General features: G+C 67.1%; 19 protein-coding genes. 6 read left to right on the top strand and 13 right to left on the bottom strand.

The features are described from left to right. Positions 1–4: 4 nt before the first annotated feature. The 8 genes from V1Y59_RS02095 to V1Y59_RS02060 all read right to left on the bottom strand — a co-directional run bounded on the left by V1Y59_RS02095 (position 5) and on the right by V1Y59_RS02060 (position 6734). Positions 5–886, bottom strand: a complete 882-nt coding sequence (locus V1Y59_RS02095; RefSeq protein ID WP_330503155.1) for an acyl-CoA thioesterase — start codon at positions 884–886, stop codon at positions 5–7. A gap of 104 nt (positions 887–990) precedes the next feature. Next, positions 991–1938, bottom strand: coding sequence for a glycoside hydrolase family protein (locus V1Y59_RS02090; protein WP_330503154.1), 948 nt, complete (start codon positions 1936–1938; stop codon positions 991–993). Positions 1939–2045: 107 nt separating this feature from the next. Further along, complete coding sequence (locus V1Y59_RS02085; protein WP_330503153.1) at positions 2046–2483, bottom strand: VOC family protein; 438 nt, start codon at positions 2481–2483, stop codon at positions 2046–2048. Positions 2484–2684: 201 nt separating this feature from the next. Next, entirely contained in the window at positions 2685–2924 is a 240-nt protein-coding gene (locus tag V1Y59_RS02080; RefSeq protein WP_330503152.1) for an AbrB/MazE/SpoVT family DNA-binding domain-containing protein, read from the bottom strand. A gap of 304 nt (positions 2925–3228) precedes the next feature. Further along, entirely contained in the window at positions 3229–3456 is a 228-nt protein-coding gene (locus V1Y59_RS02075) for a PIN domain-containing protein (RefSeq protein ID WP_330503151.1), read from the bottom strand. 355 nt (positions 3457–3811) lie between these two features. Beyond that, positions 3812–4891, bottom strand: a complete 1080-nt coding sequence (gene ychF / locus V1Y59_RS02070) for a redox-regulated ATPase YchF (protein ID WP_330503150.1) — start codon at positions 4889–4891, stop codon at positions 3812–3814. Between the two features lie 132 nt (positions 4892–5023). Beyond that, entirely contained in the window at positions 5024–6274 is a 1251-nt protein-coding gene (locus V1Y59_RS02065; protein WP_431309074.1) for an AI-2E family transporter, read from the bottom strand. 79 nt (positions 6275–6353) lie between these two features. Further along, the gene (locus V1Y59_RS02060) at positions 6354–6734 is read right to left on the bottom strand and encodes a hypothetical protein (protein ID WP_330503149.1); all 381 of its coding nucleotides are present in this window, start codon (positions 6732–6734) and stop codon (positions 6354–6356) included. Between the two features lie 123 nt (positions 6735–6857). On the opposite strand from V1Y59_RS02060, the gene V1Y59_RS02055 reads away from it, so the two are divergent. The 4 genes from V1Y59_RS02055 (at position 6858) to V1Y59_RS02040 (ending at position 11446) form a co-directional block, all read left to right on the top strand. Then, positions 6858–8456: a DNA-3-methyladenine glycosylase 2 family protein gene (locus V1Y59_RS02055; RefSeq protein WP_330503148.1), complete on the top strand. Its 1599-nt coding sequence runs from the start codon at positions 6858–6860 to the stop codon at positions 8454–8456. 74 nt (positions 8457–8530) lie between these two features. Then, the gene (locus V1Y59_RS02050) at positions 8531–9091 is read left to right on the top strand and encodes a methylated-DNA--[protein]-cysteine S-methyltransferase (protein WP_330503147.1); all 561 of its coding nucleotides are present in this window, start codon (positions 8531–8533) and stop codon (positions 9089–9091) included. 38 nt (positions 9092–9129) lie between these two features. After that, positions 9130–10335: a DNA recombination protein RmuC gene (locus V1Y59_RS02045; RefSeq protein WP_431309073.1), complete on the top strand. Its 1206-nt coding sequence runs from the start codon at positions 9130–9132 to the stop codon at positions 10333–10335. 34 nt (positions 10336–10369) lie between these two features. Further along, entirely contained in the window at positions 10370–11446 is a 1077-nt protein-coding gene (locus tag V1Y59_RS02040) for a DUF6542 domain-containing protein (protein ID WP_330503145.1), read from the top strand. Between the two features lie 57 nt (positions 11447–11503). Here the strand turns inward: V1Y59_RS02040 and V1Y59_RS02035 are convergent, their stop codons facing one another. The 5 genes from V1Y59_RS02035 to trhO all read right to left on the bottom strand — a co-directional run bounded on the left by V1Y59_RS02035 (position 11504) and on the right by trhO (position 16523). Further along, positions 11504–12274, bottom strand: coding sequence for a fructosamine kinase family protein (locus V1Y59_RS02035; RefSeq protein ID WP_330503144.1), 771 nt, complete (start codon positions 12272–12274; stop codon positions 11504–11506). Next, complete coding sequence (locus tag V1Y59_RS02030) at positions 12274–13206, bottom strand: SDR family oxidoreductase (protein ID WP_330503143.1); 933 nt, start codon at positions 13204–13206, stop codon at positions 12274–12276. The genes V1Y59_RS02035 and V1Y59_RS02030 overlap by 1 nt, the downstream gene beginning before the upstream one ends. 51 nt (positions 13207–13257) lie before the next feature. Further along, positions 13258–14397, bottom strand: coding sequence for an N-acetylmuramoyl-L-alanine amidase (locus V1Y59_RS02025; RefSeq protein WP_330503142.1), 1140 nt, complete (start codon positions 14395–14397; stop codon positions 13258–13260). Positions 14398–14559: 162 nt separating this feature from the next. Continuing rightward, positions 14560–15642 carry a CobW family GTP-binding protein gene (locus V1Y59_RS02020; protein WP_330503141.1) on the bottom strand — a complete coding sequence of 361 codons (1083 nt, stop codon included), beginning with the start codon at positions 15640–15642 and terminating at the stop codon, positions 14560–14562. Then, positions 15639–16523, bottom strand: coding sequence for an oxygen-dependent tRNA uridine(34) hydroxylase TrhO (gene trhO / locus V1Y59_RS02015; RefSeq protein WP_330503140.1), 885 nt, complete (start codon positions 16521–16523; stop codon positions 15639–15641). Before trhO ends, V1Y59_RS02020 begins: the two co-directional genes overlap by 4 nt. 136 nt (positions 16524–16659) lie before the next feature. Between trhO and V1Y59_RS02010 the strand changes: the two genes are divergently transcribed. Both V1Y59_RS02010 and V1Y59_RS02005 read left to right on the top strand, forming a co-directional pair. Continuing rightward, on the top strand, positions 16660–17325 hold the full coding sequence (locus tag V1Y59_RS02010; RefSeq protein WP_330503139.1) for a hypothetical protein: 666 nt from the start codon (positions 16660–16662) through the stop codon (positions 17323–17325). Positions 17326–17523: 198 nt separating this feature from the next. Then, a complete protein-coding gene (locus tag V1Y59_RS02005) occupies positions 17524–17862 on the top strand; it encodes a histone-like nucleoid-structuring protein Lsr2 (RefSeq protein ID WP_330435432.1) in 339 nt (112 codons plus the stop codon). Positions 17863–17886: the final 24 nt, after the last annotated feature.

Below are 17886 nucleotides of genomic sequence, written 5' to 3'. Positions count from 1 at the left end.
CTGATCAGAGGCGGGCGCGTGACTCGACGGCGCTGTCGGCCGGGCGCAGCGGGCGGATGAGTCCCTCCTGTACGAAAGACGCCAGCAGCGCACCGTCCTCGCTGTGCACGGTTCCGCGCACATAGGACATGCCGGCACCGACCTGAGTGCTCTCGTGGGAGTAGAGGATCCATCCGTCCCATTCGACCGGCTCGTGAAAGCCGACCGTGATCGTCATCGGGGCGGTCGACACCGTGAGGTGGGCCTGGCTGGTGCCGATCCCCTTGTGGGCGCGCATCGTTGTCGAGATCCCGAGGTGACCGGTGAAGTGCGCCAGCAGCGCCTTGGCCAGGTCGTCGCGTTCAGGGACGGGTTCGTACCGCAGCCACGCGTACAACTCCGGCGGACCGACCTCGTCGGGGCTGTTGACCTCGGTGACGTCGACGAGGCGCACGTCGCGGCCGGGCAGGAGCATCCGGGAGGCGTGGGCGTCGGACGGCGAGGCGACTTCCGGACGTGGCACATGATGGGTGATCAGGTCGTCCGTCGGGACGTCGGCCAGCACCGTGACGGTGACGCACCGCTTGGCGTTCTGTGTCGCCGTGACCACCGCGGTCGCGACGGAACGTCCCTCGTGCACCACATCGAGGTCGAACTCCACCGGCGGGCCGACCGTGACCGCCCGGGCGAATACCGCATGGGCCGATCTGACCGTCTTGTCGGCGAACCGCTTGGCGACCGCGACGATCGCCTGGGCGAGCACCTGCGAGCCCTCCACCACGACACGACCTTCTTCGCCCTCGATCCCGGTCTCGCCGGTGAACCGGTCGGCCCCGGTGCGCGTGACGTCGAACAGGTCGAGCAGAACGTCGAGCGACCAGGCGGTCTCGTCGGTGTTCGTCGGCATGACCGATCATTCCCCGTTCGTGTCTCGGAGTTTCGCTGCGCCGAACGCTACGCCATCTGCCTCTGCGGCCATGACCGGATCGCACGCCCGGCCGCGGAGTCGCGTCACACCGCCTCGCGCAGCACCCCGATGTGCCGCACCGTGCCCGACAGACCGGGAAGCTGCTTCCGAGGCGTCCACGTCCGCAGTCCGTCCGCACTGTCGGAGTAGTAGTACCTGCCCTCCTTGTAGGCGTCGAAGTACATCCGCCACACCCCGTTCGGCAACTGAACCAGGGTCTGACCTTCGACGAACGTTCCCCAATTACCGCCCGGCACAAACGAATAAGGTCCCATGAGTGACGACGCGACCGCGTGGCGGATGATCTTCTTCGACCGCGGCTCCTGCTTGGTGAACGCGTGGAATGTCGGGCCCACCTTCACCACGGTGGTGTCGATGTGGTTGGCACCGATGCCGGGGAGCGGGACCGGCGGGCTCCACAACCGGAAATCCGGGGTGATCGCCGTCATCAGGTACGGGATGAAGCCGCCGCCGGTGGACATGGACAGGATGATGTGGACCCGGCCACCGTCCACGAACCATTCGGGCGCCCAGGCCTTGGTCGTGAACGGCGACAGCGACGGCCCGTCGCTCGACCCGGCCGAGCCCGATGACCCGGGGCCGCTCGACGATCCGAAACCTCGGCCGTCACCGGTGCCCGGCAGCAGTGCGCAGCAGAACGGAACCGGATACTGGTGCAGGAACGTCCAGTTCATGCGGTCGCGGCTGCGCGCGAAGCCGATGTTCGCGCCGTCGGCCGTTGTGTAGGTGATGTAGTAGAACCCGTCGGAGTTGCGGAAGATGCTCGCGTCGCGCACGCGACCCGTCGGGGGGCGATACGCGGACTTCTTGACGAGTCGGAATGTGGTGCCGTCGCGTGACTCGTAGACGTCCATGTCGCGGTCGCTGGCGTTGCTGAACGCCACCATCGTGTACCGCCAGGGCGACGGGGCGGCGTCGCCGATCGCGGGTACCGAGACCACAACACTCGCGGCAGCGAGGATCACGGTCACGATTGCACAGGCGCTTCTCGTCGAAAGGATCACCGCTGCAGTATCGACGACGAGTGGTCCACGATGCAGAACTTTGGTCGACTGTGCGTCACCTGGCCACGAAGCCGTCAGCTCTTGGTCAGGTCCTGGGCCAGCATCACGATGATGCCGCTGGGCCCGCGGACATAGGTGAGTTTGTACAAGTCCTGGTAGTTGCCGACACCGCGGAGCGGGAGGCAGCCGTGCCTCGCGGCGATCTCGAGGGCGGCATCGATGTCGTCGACGGAGAAAGCGACGCGGTGCATCCCGATCTCGTTGGGTCGGGTCGGCGCCGTTTCGATGGCTTCGGGGTTGATGTACTGGAACAGCTCCAGGCGGCCGTTGCCGTCGGGCGTCTGGAGCATCGCGATGTCGGAGTGGTTGCCGTCGAGTCCGACCGCCGTGTCGGTCCATTCGCCGCTGACGGTGTCACGTCCGAGGAGGGTGAGACCGAGGTCGACGAAGAACGCGATCGCCGCGTCGAGGTCCTCGACTGCGATCCCGACGTTCTCGAGTTTGATGGCCATGGCTCTACGCTAATAGCCCGGGGTTACCCCACGATCTCCTCGACCCGAGCCCCCACCGCATCGTATGTCGGACGTGCCCGGGCATCTCGCGTGCAAGCGACCGGCGGCCGACCTAGCATCGAACAATGTCGTGAGCAGGGTGAGACGCAACGAGAAACGGCACCGCAACGCTTGTGTCCACGGCGAATCGTCGACGCACGCTCACCGTCTACTGGAATCGATCAACGCGAACATGACATCGTCAGTCACCGTTGTGTCAGACTTTGCGAGCAGATGCCCGTCGGCCCCCTTCGCCAGGCGTGCGGTCCGCCCAGCCGGAGTCACCAGCAGTCCCGCGCCGTACAGCGAGATGTTCACGGTGGAGCCCGGCGTGATCCCCAACTGTTCCCGAAGTGCTTTCGGCAAGAGCAAGCGCCCGCCCGAATCGATCGTGGCCTCCATGGGAACAGGCTAGTGTGCCGCGCCAGAAATTCGTTTCACGAGTTCGGCCTTCCAGGCGGATGCACCGCGAGGCGGCGGAGGAGGCGGGTACTCGATGTACCTGCGACGACGCCAACGAAGCAAGGCGCCGCATGCGGCGAAATTAACTACGAATTTCCGGTGCGGGACACCTAGCTACCAGCGGAATCCCATTCCCAGCAGCGTCGATTGATCCTTGCGGCCATCGGCTATTTCGTCGTTGCCACCAGACATTGCCGCCGGCACTAACAGCTCCCGATTCGATTGGGCCCCAACACCGTAGAGGTCATGGCGAGGGTGCGACGTATTCGCATTGCAAGTCGGACACCCTCGCAATGTGCTCGAAGTCATGGTCCGCGGCAAGTACCGTCGCATCGTTCACGATGGCGTAACCGGCGATGAGGATGTCGAGCGAGCCCGCTGCGCGGACCAATCCTGCATTGCATAGTGCCGCCTGAATATCGAGCACGAGCGATTCGTCCGGCGCGTGCTCAAGCGGAAATCCGAGGGACATCTGTTCGCGGTAGCGCAGGTGCTCGTCGCGTGTCCGGGCGCTGTGGCAGAACTCGAGCGCCTGGGGCAGACACGTGACGAACAGGTCAGCCGGTGCTCGTTCAATGCGGTGCAGCCTCGCAGTGACGCCCCCGCGCCACTGCCGGCATACAACGCAGCTACTCGATCTGGTCGGCTGCGGACCCTGAGGTCGTCGAGCGACTCTGCCGATCCCACCTGACGAAGTTTGGCAACGCGACCCGCTGAATCCGCGGATCGAGCGAGCGAGCGCGTTCACGACGCCACAGGCGTTCGGTGTCCTTGTTGCCGAACGACCGGATCACGCGATCAGAAAATACCGCGATGCGTTGATAACGCTAGACGTTGAACCGGAACTCGACCACGTCCCCGTCGACCATGACGTAGTCCTTGCCCTCCATGCGGACCTTGCCGGCAGCTTTCGCCGCGGCCATCGTGCCGGCCGAGTCGAGATCGTCGAAGGACACGATCTCGGCCTTGATGAAGCCCTTCTCGAAGTCGGTGTGGATCACGCCTGCGGCCTTGGGGGCGGTGTCGCCGCGGTGGATCGTCCAGGCGCGCGACTCCTTGGGGCCGGCGGTGAGGTAGGTCTGCAGCCCCAGCGTGTGGAAGCCGGCACGGGCCAGCGACCGCAGGCCCGGCTCGTCCTGGCCGATGGAGTCGAGCAGTTCCTGCGCGTCGTCCTCGTCGAGTTCGAGGAGTTCGCTTTCCACCTTCGCGTCGAGGAACACCGCGTCGGCCGGCGCGACGGCGTCGCGGAGCTCCTGTTTGCGGGCATCGTCGGTGAGGACGGACTCGTCGGCGTTGAACACGTACAGGAACGGCTTGGCGGTCATCAGGTGCAGGTCGCGCACAGCAGCCAGGTCGAACGAGTCCTTCTGGGAGAACAGGGTTTTGCCCCCGTTGAGGATCTCCTGCGCCTGCTGCGCGGCAGCGACCGTCTCGGCGAGGTCCTTGTTCTTTCGCGCGTCCTTCTCCATCCGCGGCAGCGCCTTCTCGATGGTCTGCAGGTCGGCGAGGATCAGCTCGGTCTCGATGATCTCGATGTCGGACATCGGGTCGACCCGACCGTCGACGTGCACGACGTCGTCGTCGGCGAAGACGCGCACGACCTGGCAGATCGCGTCGGCCTCGCGGATGTTGGCGAGGAACTGGTTGCCCATCCCCTCCCCCTCGGACGCGCCCTTCACGATGCCGGCGATGTCGACGAAGGACACCGTCGCGGGCAGGATGCGCTCGCTGGAGTGGATCTCGGCCAGCCGGTTCAACCGCGGATCGGGTAGCTCCACCACGCCGACGTTGGGTTCGATGGTCGCGAAGGGATAGTTGGCCGCGAGCACGTCGTTGCGGGTCAACGCATTGAACAGGGTCGACTTGCCGACGTTGGGAAGACCGACGATTCCGAGGGTGAGACTCACGGGCATCCAGTCTATCGGCCGATGAACGGCGAACGTCGTCGGCATCTGCCCGCGCGGGTTGTGTCGGCGAGATTCCGGGTTCTGTCGGCGAAATTTCGGGTTCTGTCGGCGGGATTCCGGGTTCGCTCGGCGCTACTTCTCGCTGGACGTACCCGGGTCGTCGGCGGGTTCGGGAGCGTCGTCGTCGGGCTCCGCGTCGGGCACACCGACATGCGCGGTCACCGGAGTGCTGTGCGGGGGCAGCGTCTCGCCGGCGCGTTCGGCGATCTGCTCGTTGATGTAGCGCAACACGACCGCGAGCGCGGCGGCGGCGGGGACGGCAAGGAACGCTCCCGTGATGCCGAACAGGGTGCCGCCGAGGGTGACCGACAGCAGCACGATCACCGCATGCAGATCCATCGACTTGGACTGCAGCCAGGGCTGCAGCACGTTGCCCTCGAGTTGCTGCACCGCCAGGATGATGCCGAGCACGATCAGCGCAGTCGTGAATCCGTTGGACACCAACGCGATCAACACGGCGAGTGCGCCCGCGACGAACGCTCCGACGATCGGGATGAACCCGCCCAGGAAAGTGATCACGATCAGCACCGCCGCCAACGGCACCCCCAGGATGAACAGGCCCGCACCGATGAGCGCGGCGTCGACGAAACTGACGATCGCCTGGGTGCGGATGAAGCCGCCGAGGGTGTTCCACATCCGGAGCAACACCTCACCGATGTGGGTGCCGGACGGCCTGCCGATGGTGCGGTCGATCCACGGGAGGAACTTGGGTCCGTCCTTGAGGAAGAAGAACACCAGGATGAGCGTGGTGAAGAGGGTGACCACCATCGACGTCGCGGTTCCCACCCCGCTGAACACGCCGGCGGCGATGGTCGAAGCGCTCGACTGCAGGCGTTGGGTGACGGTGTCGACGATGTTGTTGAGCTGTTCGTCCTGCACGTTGAGTGGCGGGCCCTGAATCCACTCCTGCAGGGTGCGCACGCCGTCGGTCGCCCGCGATGCGAACTCGGGCGCCTGGTCGACGATGGACGGCACGATCAGGCTGACCACGCCGGCGAGAACACCGAGGCCCAACAGCATCATCAGCAGCGACGCGAGCGCACCCGGTAGACCGCGTTTGCGGAGCCACCGCGCGGGGGGCCAGAGGACGGTGGAGATGATGATCGCGAAGAGGATCGGCAGCAGGATGACCCACAGCTTGCCGAGTACCCAGATCAGCACCCAGAACGCGGCGACGACCAGCACGAACTGCAGGCAGACGATGGACGTGGACCGCAGGCCGGATAGAACGACCTGTACGCGGCTGGGATAGGACTTGGCCTGCGAGTCCTCGTCGTTGGGTGCCGTTGCGGCAGGGTCGGCCGAACCCGATTGTTCTGTCACGCCCAAATCGTCACACACTCATCGGGCCGACCATGTGAACCGACGGTGACGAATGTCCGCCGCGTCGGCGATCGCCGACTCAGTGTCGCTTGAGCTTTCGCTCCAGATACTTCACCAGCTCGTTGATCGCCTCGAGCTCGATGACCAGCGGCGATGGCGGCGGGACGGTCTGAGAATCCTGCGACGACCCGGACGGACTACCCCGAAACACCGGATCAACGGGCCCAGGATCGGCCTCGTACGCGACCGATGTGCTCCGTACTGATGTGTTTTGTACCGGACTACCGTCGGGCAACTCGGCCCCGACCGCAGGGTTATCGGTCACCTCCTCGGCGCAGGCACGCTCGATCGTGTCGGGCCCGTACAGCCCCATCATGATCTCGAGGCCCCACGCAGGCAGTTCGGACAGTGTCGGTTCGTGGGCCCGTCGTCGTTGACGGCCACCGAACGGTGCGTTCATGAGACACATCGTGCCAGTGATTGTTATCTACGTCACTCAAATGGTCGATTATGCGACGACGATCGTCATGTCCGATTCCCGCGAGGTTTCCACCGCGGAGAATGCGAGAGTGGACGGGTGACAATGTCCGCCGTAACCAGGACCCTCGATTTCGACAGCTGCTACCGCGCCGTGTCGTCCCGTGACAGCCGGTTCGACGGCCAGTTCTTCGTCGCCGTCCGGACCACCGGGATCTACTGCCGGCCGTCATGCCCCGCCCAGACGCCCCGGCCGCAGAACGTGCACTTCGTCCTCACAGCCGCCGCCGCACAGCAACAGGGGTTCCGCGCCTGCCGGCGTTGTGCACCCGATGCGGTGCCCGGGTCGCCGCGGTGGAACTGCGGCGCCGACATGTCGTCACGGGCGATGCGGATGATCGCCGACGGCGCGGTGGAGCGCATGGGGGTCAACGGCCTTGCCGATCATCTCGGCTACACGGCACGCCACCTCAACCGGGTGCTGACGGCCGAACTCGGCGCCGGACCACTCGCTCTCGCCCGGGCCCACCGTGCCGGGACGGCACGGGTGCTGATCCAGCGCACCACGATGTCGATGGCGGACATCGCGTTCGCGTCCGGTTTCCAGAGTGTGCGTCAGTTCAATGACACGATCCGCGACATCTTCGGGCTCACACCGTCGCGGCTGCGAGCCCTCGGCTCCCCCGTCCGTGATGCGGCACCGGCTGCGCTCGGTGAGGTCAGTTTGCGGCTCGCCCACCGGCCACCCCTTCATCTCGGATGGTTGCGCTGGTTCCTCACCGCGCACGCGGTGGACGGCGTCGAGACGGTCGAGTCGACAGACGCCCGCGGCGGGTGGCGGCACCGGCAATCGGTCGAGCTGCCGCACGGACCCGCGTTGGTCACGGTCGAGCCGTCGGCGACGCGGGTCGACGTTCGGATCGCGCATCTGGACATGCGGGATCTGGGCGTCGCGATCAACCGCGTGCGACGTCTGCTCGACCTGGACGCCGATCCGGTCAGCACCGACTCGGCCCTCGCCGGCGACCCCGCGTTGGCCGCGCTCGTCCACGCCGCACCGGGCCTGCGTGTCCCCGGCACGATGAGCCCCGCCCAGACATTGATCGCGACGATGGTCGGTCAGCAGATCAGCGTGAAGGCCGCCCGCCACCATCTCGCCCGGCTGACCGACGAACTCGGCGCACGCACGATGTGGGGCTCGTCCACAGACGACACGGAGTGCGCGCCGCCGGAGGGCGGATGGCGATTGTTCCCGTCGCCGGAGGCGATCGCCGAACACGGCCACCGGGTCCTGCGCGGACCGCGCCGTCGCATCGACGCGATCGTCTCCGCGGCCTCGGCCGTGGCCGCGGGACACATCGACATGCACCCGGGTCGTTCCTCCGACGATCTGCGCGCCGAACTTCTCGCATTGCCTGGAATCGGACCGTGGACCGCCGACTATGTGGCGGTGCGGGTCACCGGCGACCCCGACATCATGCTCGAGCACGATCTCGTCGTCCGGGGCGCCGCGGCCGACCTGGGGCTGGACCTCGCGTCGGCACAGCCGGCCTGGTCACCGTGGCGTTCGTATGCGTCGATGCACCTGTGGCGTCACCGCCTGTCGGTGTCCGAGCCGATACTGGGTGACCAGACGACAGCACCGTCCCACGCGGACCACGACCGGTCGACGACGACGCATTTCACGAGGGCTCCGACATCGTGATCGCAATCCATGCGATCGAACCCACCTCGCCGGACGCACACCGGCGAGCCCTTGGAAGGAACACCATGACGTCCATGACCATCTCCACCCCGCAGGCTTCCACCCCCGAGGCCACCGGTCCTGCGGTCAGCACGGCCCGATGGGCTTCCGTATGCACCCCGGACGGCACCTTCACGGTGCTCGCCGACGCTGCCGACCGGGTCCTCGCATCCGGATGGACCGACGACCCGGACTATCTGACCGCCCTCATCCATCGGTCACTCCGCCCGGAGGCCACACAACGCGCGGACAGCCTCGGCGCGATCACCGACGCGGTCGCCGCGTACTACGCGGGCGATGTCGCGGCCCTCGACGTGGTCGAGGTCCACCAGGAATCCGGGCCGTTCCTCCGCAAGGCCTGGCCCGTCCTGCGGACGGTCGCCCCCGGGGAGCCGGTGACCTATGCCCGTCTCGCCGAACTCGCGGGCGCACCCACCGCGATACGCGGGGCCGCGGCCGCCTGTTCTCGGAACGCCGCCGCCCTGTTCGTACCGTGTCACCGGGTGCTGCGCAGCGACGGATCGCTCGGCGGGTTCCGCTACGGGCTGCCGATCAAGCGGGCCCTGCTCGAACGTGAGGGGTACACCCTCGCCTGATCCGCGGGGGCGGCACTCTGTCGTACCCGTCGGACACGATGGCGGCCATGGATTTCTCCGTCATCGTGGCCGTGCTCGCCGGTCTGCTCGCCGGACTCGTCATCGGATGGTTGGCACAGGCGTCACGCTCCACCGCGGCGCTGGCCGCGACCCGCGCCGAACTGGACTCCGTCCGGGCATCACACGACCTGGCGGCGCGCTCGTTGTCCTCGGCTTCCGAGGATGCGGCGCGTCGCCAGTCGTCCGCGATCGGGTCGCAGGTCGCGCACATCGTCGATCCTTTGCGGGGCCTGCTGGCACAGCTGTCGGACGAATTGCGGCGCACCGAGCATCACCGGATCAGCGCCTACGCCGGGCTCAGTGAACAGGTCCGGGGCATGCACGCCGCCTCGGCGCAGCTCACCGATCAGACCCGGCAGCTCGCCAACGCGCTGCACACACCCCAGATCCGCGGGCGGTGGGGTGAACTCCAGCTCGAACGCGTCGTCGAACTCGCGGGTATGTCGCGTCACTGCGACTTCACCACCCAGGTGAGCGCCGACGGTTCCGCGGGAGCGGTGCGCCCCGACATGGTGGTCCATCTCGCCGGCGGCCGCGACATCGTCGTCGATGCGAAGGTGCCGCTGCACGCCTACCTCCAGGCGATCGAGGCCGACGATCCCGAGTCCTCGGCGCACCTGCACACCGAACACGCCCGCGCCGTGCGCGCCCACATCGTGCAGCTCTCATCCAAGGCGTACTGGTCGGCATTCGAGAACACCCCGGAGATGGTCGTGCTGTTCGTCCCGAGCGATCCGGTCCTCGAGGCGGCGGTCCGCGCGGATCCCGATCTGATCGAGTTCGGCTTCACCAAGAACGTCGTGCTCACGACGCCCGCAACCCTCGTCGCCCTGCTCCGCACCGTCGCGCTCGGCTGGCGACACGATGCGATGGCCCGCGACGCCGCCGCGATCCACCAACTCGGCACCGAACTCCATCACCGACTCGGCGGGGTGCTCGGTCACCTCGATCGGCTCGGCGGTTCCTTGCGTCGAGCGGTGGAATCGTTCAATTCGACGATCGGTGCCGTGGATGCCCGAGTTGGGGTCACGGCGCGCAAACTCGCCGAGCTCGACGCGTTGCAGGGTGAGCCGCACCACGCCCCGACCGCACCCATCGACATCACCGTTCGCAACGCCGGGGGCATCCGGACCAGCGACGACGCGACCGACGACGACCAATGGGCAACATCACGCGGTGGTTAGCGGAATTCACGAGCCCAACCGGTACCGTCTAGATGTGCCTTCTGCCCAACAGCGTTCAGCGGTGCCGCTGGATCAGCAATCCGTGCTGCCCACGGTCCGCGGTGTCCCCTGGTGGGGTGCGGTGTTGGTGGCGACCGTGGTCACCGCCATCGGCGCGGCGATCGACGCGAGCAACACCGAGGGCCTCGGTGCGGTGTTCAAGTTCTGCTATCTCCTCGGATGTGTGACCGCCGCCCTCGCGGTCCGTCGTCGCGCCCTGTTCACCGCTGCCGCGCAGCCACCGTTGATCGCGTTCCTCGTCGGGGTGATCACCCTGTACGGGCTCAACGCGGAGCAGGCGTCGTCCGGCGTCAGAGGTCTGATCTTCCAGGTTCTCCTGCCGATCGCCAACGACTTTCCATGGATGGCGTTGACTTTCGTGGTCACTCTGGGACTCGTCCTCGCCCGGTGGTTCCTCACCCGGGAACCGACCACCGGAGATCGCCGACGCGTCGATGGACCGAAGCGTCCCACCGCCCCCAACCGGAAGTCGACATCGCCGGACGGGGCGAAGCCGAAGAAGAACGAGGCCGCGAAGTCCGCGACGAGTTCTGCCGCCACCGCGAAGGGCACGACTGCCAAGAGCCGGTCTGCGAAAAGGCCGGGAGCGGCCACAGGCGAGCCGGCCAAGCGCGAACCGGCGAGGAGAGACGCGGCACCGGGTGCGACGACGTCGCGGACGGCCGGACCCGAACGGAAGAGTCGACCGGCACCGAAGAACGCCACCCGCCCGTCGAAACCGACAGCCAAGGATCCGTCGCGGCGCGCGCCGACCAACGGTGCATCCGACGGCCCGTCCACTGAATCGCCTGCACCCGCCAAGCCGAACCGGGCGGTGCCCCGGCCGCGGCCGGAGGCCCCGTCGGGCACGCAGCGCTCGACCGCAGGCGCAGTGTTCCGAGCGGGCGCCGGCGAGCAGATAGATGCGATCGACGGGCGAGGCGGTCAAGTGGCCGCTCCGGCATCGACGATCGTGGGGTCGGCCGCAGCCGATGACGACCGCTATGTGCCGGCCGCCCGCCAGACAGCACCGGCCCGGTACCAATCGACCCGCGGACGCAATCAGGCCTGACCCGGATCGCGACCCCACCATTGGCGGAACCAGGCGGCGCGGGCTGTTCCCGGCTGGTCAGCGCTCTCCCGCCGCGGCGACACACGCGCGCGCCGCTCGCCCGAGCGCCGTCCCATACGACGGCCCATGACCTGCGGCATGCACCGCCAGCGGATGGAGCTGATGCAGCGGGATACGCTCACGCCACCCCGACCGCAGCGGGTGATGCGCCTCGTAGCCGGCAATCACCGCGTCGAGCTGTGGGCAGCCGAACAGGTCGAGCATCGCCAGATCGGTCTCACGGTGCCCACCGTGCGCGGCCGGGTCGATGAGGACGACGCCGTCCGGCGTCCACAAGACGTTCCCACTCCACAGGTCGCCATGGATCCGAGCGGGTGGTTCCCCGTCATCGAAGGTCCCGGCGGCGATCAACGCACATGCGCGACGAGTGAACTCGGCGTCATCGGCATCGAGGAATCCGGCGTCGATCGCCGGGGCCAGGTACGGCTCGACGCGCTCGGCTGCGTAGAACTCGCCCCACGTCGAGTGGGTCTGTGAACTCAGCCGCCGGTTCCCGATGTACTGCTTGCCGCCGTACCCGTCGGGTGGGCTCCCGAAGCGCGCGGCGCCCGCATCGTGCATCCGGGCCAGCGCCATGCCGAACTCACGAGCGGAATCGACGCCGGGCCGCGCGGACGCCAGCCGCTGCAGTTCGATGAAGTCGTCGCCGACGTCGAGGACCTCGACCACCGGGCCACCGCCGTCACGCAGCCACCGCAGTCCGGCCGCCTCCGCACGGAAGAAGTCCGGGTCGACGTCGGCGCGGCGCTTGGTGTGGGTGGCCGCCATCAGGGCGTCACGTCGGTGCCGTCGGGGCTCTCACTTCGCCGACGTGCGGATTCCTTGGTGATGGCGGCGAGGCGGTCGAATCGGTCGTTGGCGACCCGCATGACGACTTCGTACGGCAACGCGAACTTGCGCGCCCACCAGTAGCCGAAGCGGACGTCGAAGGACGTGTAGACCAAGAACCTGTTACGCCGAACGCCCGCCAGGATCGCCGCCGCCGCCTTCTCCGGGCTCACCGCGATCGTGTGGAAATGGGCGACCTGCGCCTTGACGCGCGGATCGTCGCGGTCGACGCCGACGATGTCGACCGAGTCCACCAATGGCGTGTCGACCCCGCCCGGGCACACCAGGGAGACACCGATGCCGTGCCGTCGGAGGTCGAACCGCAGCACCTCCGACACCCCCCGCACCCCGAACTTGCTCGCGCTGTAGGCCGCGTGCCAGGGGAAGGCGAGCAGACCTGCCGCCGACGACACGTTGACGAGGTGCCCGCCCGTCCCCCGATGGATCATCTGCGGCACAAAACACTCGATCACGTGGATCGGACCCATCAGGTTGACGTCGACCATCGTGCGCCAATGCCGGTGCTCGAGGTTCTCGACGGTGCCCCACGCGGACACACCCGCGACGTTCATCACCACATCCATGACGCCGACCTCGGCGTCGACCTGCCGGGCGAACGCGCGCACCCACTCGTAGTCGGAGATGTCGCCGGCCTGGTGATACACCACCTCGCCGCCGGACCGGTTGATCGCGGCCACGACGTCGTCGAGGGCATCGGAGTGCAGGTCGGTCAGCACCAGCTGCGCCCCCTCGCGGGCGGCCGCCTCCGCCGTCGCCCGGCCGATCCCGCTGGCGGCGCCGGTGATCAGGACCGTCCGGCCACCGAGAGTGGGCACCGGTGTCTTCATCAGGATCAGGTCCTTGAGCCCCATGGCCCCACCATAGTTGCCGAGTCCTCGATCCGACTCCGACGTGCCGGACGGTCAGCCGATCGGCAGTTCCCCGCCGAACAGTCCGTACACGACGGTCAGCATCGCCTTGAGCACCTGCGCCGACACGTCTTGGCCCTCACCGAGGAGCAGTTCGGCGATCTCGGTCGGGTCCTCGGTGGTGAGCAGCTTCTGGACGAACGGGATCACGATCGACAGTCCCTGGTCGGCGTCGCTCTCCGGCGCGGGAGGCGTGGTCGCCGCAGGATCGGTGCTGTTCGGGGCCGGGTTTGCGGGGGCCGCCCCCTCGGGAGCGGGCGTCGCCGGTTCAGCTGTCGGTGCCGCCCCGCCGCGGACGTGGTTCAGAATCCCGTCGGTGATGGCCATCGCGTACTTGAGCTGCCCGTCCTTGCCCGAGAGCGCCGCGGCCTCCTGCGGGTTCGACAGATTGCCCATCTCGATGAAGACAGCCGGCACCGTGGTGAGGTTGACGGCCGCGATGTCCGATCGCGTCTGGATTCCGTCCTTGACACCCGCGTAGTTCGCCGGCGCGAAGCCGGCCTTGACGAAGGCGTCACGCATCGTCTCCGACGCCTTTCGTCCGTCCCCGGCCTGGGCCCGGTCGGCTGCGGCATCCGGGATCGGCAGCGCGGGCACGATCATGTGGAAGCCCATTTTCGACTCGTCCGCACCCCGGGTGGTCGAGTCCGCGTGCAGACTGACCGCGACGGCCGCACCCGATCGGCTCGCCGCCGCGGCGCGTTGATCCACGCATCCGCCCCAGCCCGTGTCGTCGGGCCGGCTGAGCACCACCCGGGCACCTTGGCTCTCCAGGCCGGCCTTGACCAGCTGCGCGATGTCCCAGTTGACGGTGTGTTCCTTCGCCCCGGTGACGGCCGTGGCGCCGCTGGTCTGGCAGGCCTTCTTTCCGCCACGACCATCGGGGACCTGGGCGTTCATGTCGTGACCGGCTGCGCTGCCCTGGTGGCCGGGGTCGAGGAAGATCGTCTTGCCCGCCGCGGCGTTGCCCGGGGGCGCCGGCACCGGCGCCGCGGTCGCCTCACCGGCCGACAGGGCGGTCAGCGAGCCGACGGCGAGCGCGACGGCGGAGATCGCCGCGACCGCCCCTCGGCGCCGAGTGAACCGGGCGGCCCGACGACGCTTCGTGGTGGACGTGATTCCTGGGATCGTCATGCGTTGCTGGGTCATCACACATCGGGTGCCGGCCGACCCCATTCGGTCGCCGCCACCTCTCTCCTTCCGAGACGCAACACTGGCCACATCAGTCACATTTGTAACAAGTGAAACAGCCGGCTGTCGAAATGGAAAATTCGCGACCAGGCCTGATGGAAACCGTTAGTGAGCTGTGACCAGGTGACGCGTGATACTCAAGATCCCGTGCTCGTCGGGCCGATCGTCCCGGAGATCGGCGCCGACGACGATGGCGTCGAGCCGGCGGCGGACTTCGTCGCGGTCCATCCCCGCCCCGATGACCACGACGCTCGATGTGCGCTCCTCGCGTCCCCATCCACGCCGTTCCACCCGGACGAACCCACCGACCGCGTGGACGACGAACTTCTGCCGGTGCCCCGGCACGTCGAACGCGACCACGCCCTTGATCCGGTAACACCCGGTCGGCGGCCGTTCGAGGAACTCGGCGAGCCGGCGAGGATTCAGCGGGCGCGTCGAGGTGAACTCGACCGAGCCGAACTCGTCGTGCAGGTGCCGATGGTGGTGCCCACCGTGTCCCCCGTCACCGTGACCGACGCACTCGTCGGTGTCCGCCTCGAGAAGTTCATCGAGCGTGAGTTGCCGACTGCGAGATTCGTTGTCGACGGTCCGGGGCCGCGGATCGAACAGCATCGCCGCATCCACGACGCCGTCGGCGGTCACCACCGTCGGTGCGCTGTCGTTGACGCGGCGCACGTCGTCGCACAGCGCCGACAACTCGTCGTCGGTGACCAGGTCCGCTTTGTTCACGACCACCAGGTCCGCGATCTCGACGTGACGGTCGATCTCCGGATGGCGTCGGCGGACCTCGGTGTTCGTGGCTGCGTCGACGACGTAGACGAGTCCCCCGTAGCGCATCCGCGGGTCGTCCATCCCGGTGATCATCCGGATCAGTGCCCGCGGTTCGGCGATACCGCTCGCCTCGATCACGATCGCGTCGATAGCGGACTTCGGCCGCAGCAATCGCGCCAGCGCACTCTCGACACCGTCCGCGTCCACGCTGCAGCACATGCAGCCGTTGGACAGACTCACCGTGTCGTCGGCCTGACCCGCGATCAGCATCGCGTCGATGTTGATCGAGCCGAAATCGTTGACCAGCACCCCGATTCGCGTGCCGTCGGCGGTCCGGAGCAGGTGATTCAGGAGGGTCGTCTTGCCGGACCCGAGGAAACCGGCGACCAGGATGACCGGAATCGTCGGACGGTTCACGACGCCGAGCGCTGCGGATCGGCGTCGTCGGCGACCTCTCGTTGGCAATCGGCGCACAGCACGGCGAGGTCCCGCCCGAGCGAATCCGGATAGTTCGCGACGGCCTTGGTGGGTGACCCACACCGGGTGCATGTCCCGATGACGGCGGCATGGTCGGAGAAGTCGACGGTCATCCGGTTGTCGAAGACGTACAACGAGCCCTGCCACAGCCCGTCGTCGCCGAATTCCTCTCCGTACCGCACGATCCCGCCGTCGAGCTGATAGACCTCACGGAATCCCCGCGAGCGCATCAACCCACTGAGGACCTCGCATCGCACGCCGCCGGTGCAGTAGGTGACGACGGGCCGGTCCTTGAGGTGATCGAAGCGGCCGCTGTCGAGCAGGGGGACGAAGTCACGGGTGGTCTGCGCGTCGGTGACGATCGCACCCGAGAACCGACCCACTTCCGCCTCGATGCGGTTGCGCCCGTCGAAGAACACGACGTCGTCGCCGCGCTCGGCGATCAGGTCATGGACCTCTCGCGGCGTCAGGTGGGTGCCGCCCCCGACGACGCCGTCGGTGTCGACGCGGACCTCCTCGGGCACGCCGAAGGTGACGATCTCGGGTCGCACCCGAACGCTGAGACGGGGGAAGTCGTCACCGGTTCCGTCGGACCACTTGATGTCGGCATCGGCGAACGCCGGATAGGACCGGGTGGCCCTGACGTACCGTTTGACCTGTCTGATGTCGCCACCGACGGTGCTGTTGATGCCGTGTGGTGACACGATGATCCTGCCGCGCAGTCCGTGCTGTTCACACAGCGCCTGCTGCCAGAGGCGGATGGCCTCCGGGTCGGCGAGTGGGGTGAACACGTAGAACAACACGATCTTGGGGGTCGACACAGTGCAAGGGTACGGACACCTGGGCCGCCGCCCGGAGCGCCTGTCGACGGTTGCCGTCGGGACCCTCATGGTGGCGGTACTCGTGGCCGTGGTCGCGGGGTGTTCGTTGTCCGCCGATCCCCAACCGTCGCAGATCGTGCTGCCGCCCACCGATGTCCTGTCCACCGAAACAGAAATCGAGACGACCATCTCGACGACGACCGAGGAGTCGATCGAGGACACCGCCGATGCACCGTTGCCGGATTGGACGATCGGTCGGGTGATTGCGCTTGCGCCTCGCGTCGACAATTCGAGGTATCACCAGGGTTCGACCACACCGGAATCGGCATTGATCGAGACCTCCGACTTTCACTTCTCGCCGCCGGATCGCGCCGTGAACTGTTCTGCCGACGGCCAGACCCTGGCGTGTCGCCTCAACACACAAAGGTCGGGGCCGACGCCGTCGAACGTGCCACGAGGGTGCGAGTGGAAGGGAAATCTCGTGACCCTCGACACGCAAGGCACAGAAGACGGGGTCTGTTCCGAACAGTTTCCCGTTCTTTACCGCAGCACAATCGTCGACTTCGGCCACACAATCTCCATTTCGCGGCTTTCCTGCCTGGTGGAAACAGCCGGCCTCTTCTGCCTCGAGTCACGTTCCGACGCCGGATTCGCAATCACCCCAACGGGTTACCGCGAGATCACTTCTTCCGACCGGGCCCCCCGCGAGCTCCTCGGACTTGCCGGATCGTCCGCTGTTCCGCCCGGCGCCGGTACGGACGTACCGCAACCGCCGACAACGACGGTGGCCCCGACCAACTGATGTGGCGACGACTACCACTCGCCGAATTCTTTGCATACCCGGACGAATGGTGAGTCTCTCAGGAATAATTCATTTTCTGCCCGGTAGTATGTGATCCGACGAGAATACGAAACAATGCCGGACACAGCCCTGGTGCGCCAACCCCGCACCCATTCACTCGAGAACAGATTGTCACGACCAGGAAAGACGGAGTTCACTATGGCGAAGAAGGAAATCGTTCAGGTCATCGACGACATCGACGGAAAGGTTCTCGAAGACTACGAGACCGTTCGGTGGTCTCTCGACGGAAAGACCTACGAGTTCGACACATCCGCAAAGCACGCCGCACAGTTCCGGGATTCGCTGGCGAAGTACATCTCCGTTTCCCGCGTCACCTCCACGTCCCGTGCCGCGAAACGCGCCACCCCGGTGCCGGCCGGTCGCAGCAAGGAACAGACAAAGGCGATTCGCGAGTGGGCGAACAAGAACGGCTACGAGGTCAGCGATCGTGGCCGGATTCCGCTGAACGTCATCGAGGCGTTCGAAGCCGCGCACTAGGCGCACCACGCGCACTGGGCCTCA

Origin of the sequence: Gordonia prachuapensis (genome assembly GCF_036350515.1) — a bacterium.
GTDB classification, from domain to species: Bacteria; Actinomycetota; Actinomycetes; order Mycobacteriales; family Mycobacteriaceae; genus Gordonia; species Gordonia prachuapensis.
The sequence above is the reverse complement of the archived record's forward strand: the minus strand, read 5'-3'. Positions and strand labels throughout refer to the sequence as shown.

Bases quoted from the DNA above. Each gene is read 5' to 3' on its own strand.
- V1Y59_RS02045 (WP_431309073.1), top strand. From the start codon at position 9,130: ATGGCGGCCATGGATTTCTCCGTCATCGTGGCCGTGCTCGCCGGTCTG.
- V1Y59_RS02005 (WP_330435432.1), top strand. From the start codon at position 17,524: ATGGCGAAGAAGGAAATCGTTCAGGTCATCGACGACATCGACGGAAAG.
- V1Y59_RS02080 (WP_330503152.1), bottom strand. From the start codon at position 2,924: ATGGAGGCCACGATCGATTCGGGCGGGCGCTTGCTCTTGCCGAAAGCA.
- V1Y59_RS02085 (WP_330503153.1), bottom strand. From the start codon at position 2,483: ATGGCCATCAAACTCGAGAACGTCGGGATCGCAGTCGAGGACCTCGAC.
- V1Y59_RS02050 (WP_330503147.1), top strand. From the start codon at position 8,531: ATGACCATCTCCACCCCGCAGGCTTCCACCCCCGAGGCCACCGGTCCT.
- V1Y59_RS02095 (WP_330503155.1), bottom strand. From the start codon at position 886: ATGCCGACGAACACCGACGAGACCGCCTGGTCGCTCGACGTTCTGCTC.
- V1Y59_RS02060 (WP_330503149.1), bottom strand. From the start codon at position 6,734: ATGAACGCACCGTTCGGTGGCCGTCAACGACGACGGGCCCACGAACCG.
- V1Y59_RS02055 (WP_330503148.1), top strand. From the start codon at position 6,858: ATGTCCGCCGTAACCAGGACCCTCGATTTCGACAGCTGCTACCGCGCC.
- V1Y59_RS02030 (WP_330503143.1), bottom strand. From the start codon at position 13,206: ATGGGGCTCAAGGACCTGATCCTGATGAAGACACCGGTGCCCACTCTC.
- V1Y59_RS02075 (WP_330503151.1), bottom strand. From the start codon at position 3,456: ATGTCCCTCGGATTTCCGCTTGAGCACGCGCCGGACGAATCGCTCGTG.
- V1Y59_RS02025 (WP_330503142.1), bottom strand. From the start codon at position 14,397: ATGACGATCCCAGGAATCACGTCCACCACGAAGCGTCGTCGGGCCGCC.
- V1Y59_RS02035 (WP_330503144.1), bottom strand. From the start codon at position 12,274: ATGGCGGCCACCCACACCAAGCGCCGCGCCGACGTCGACCCGGACTTC.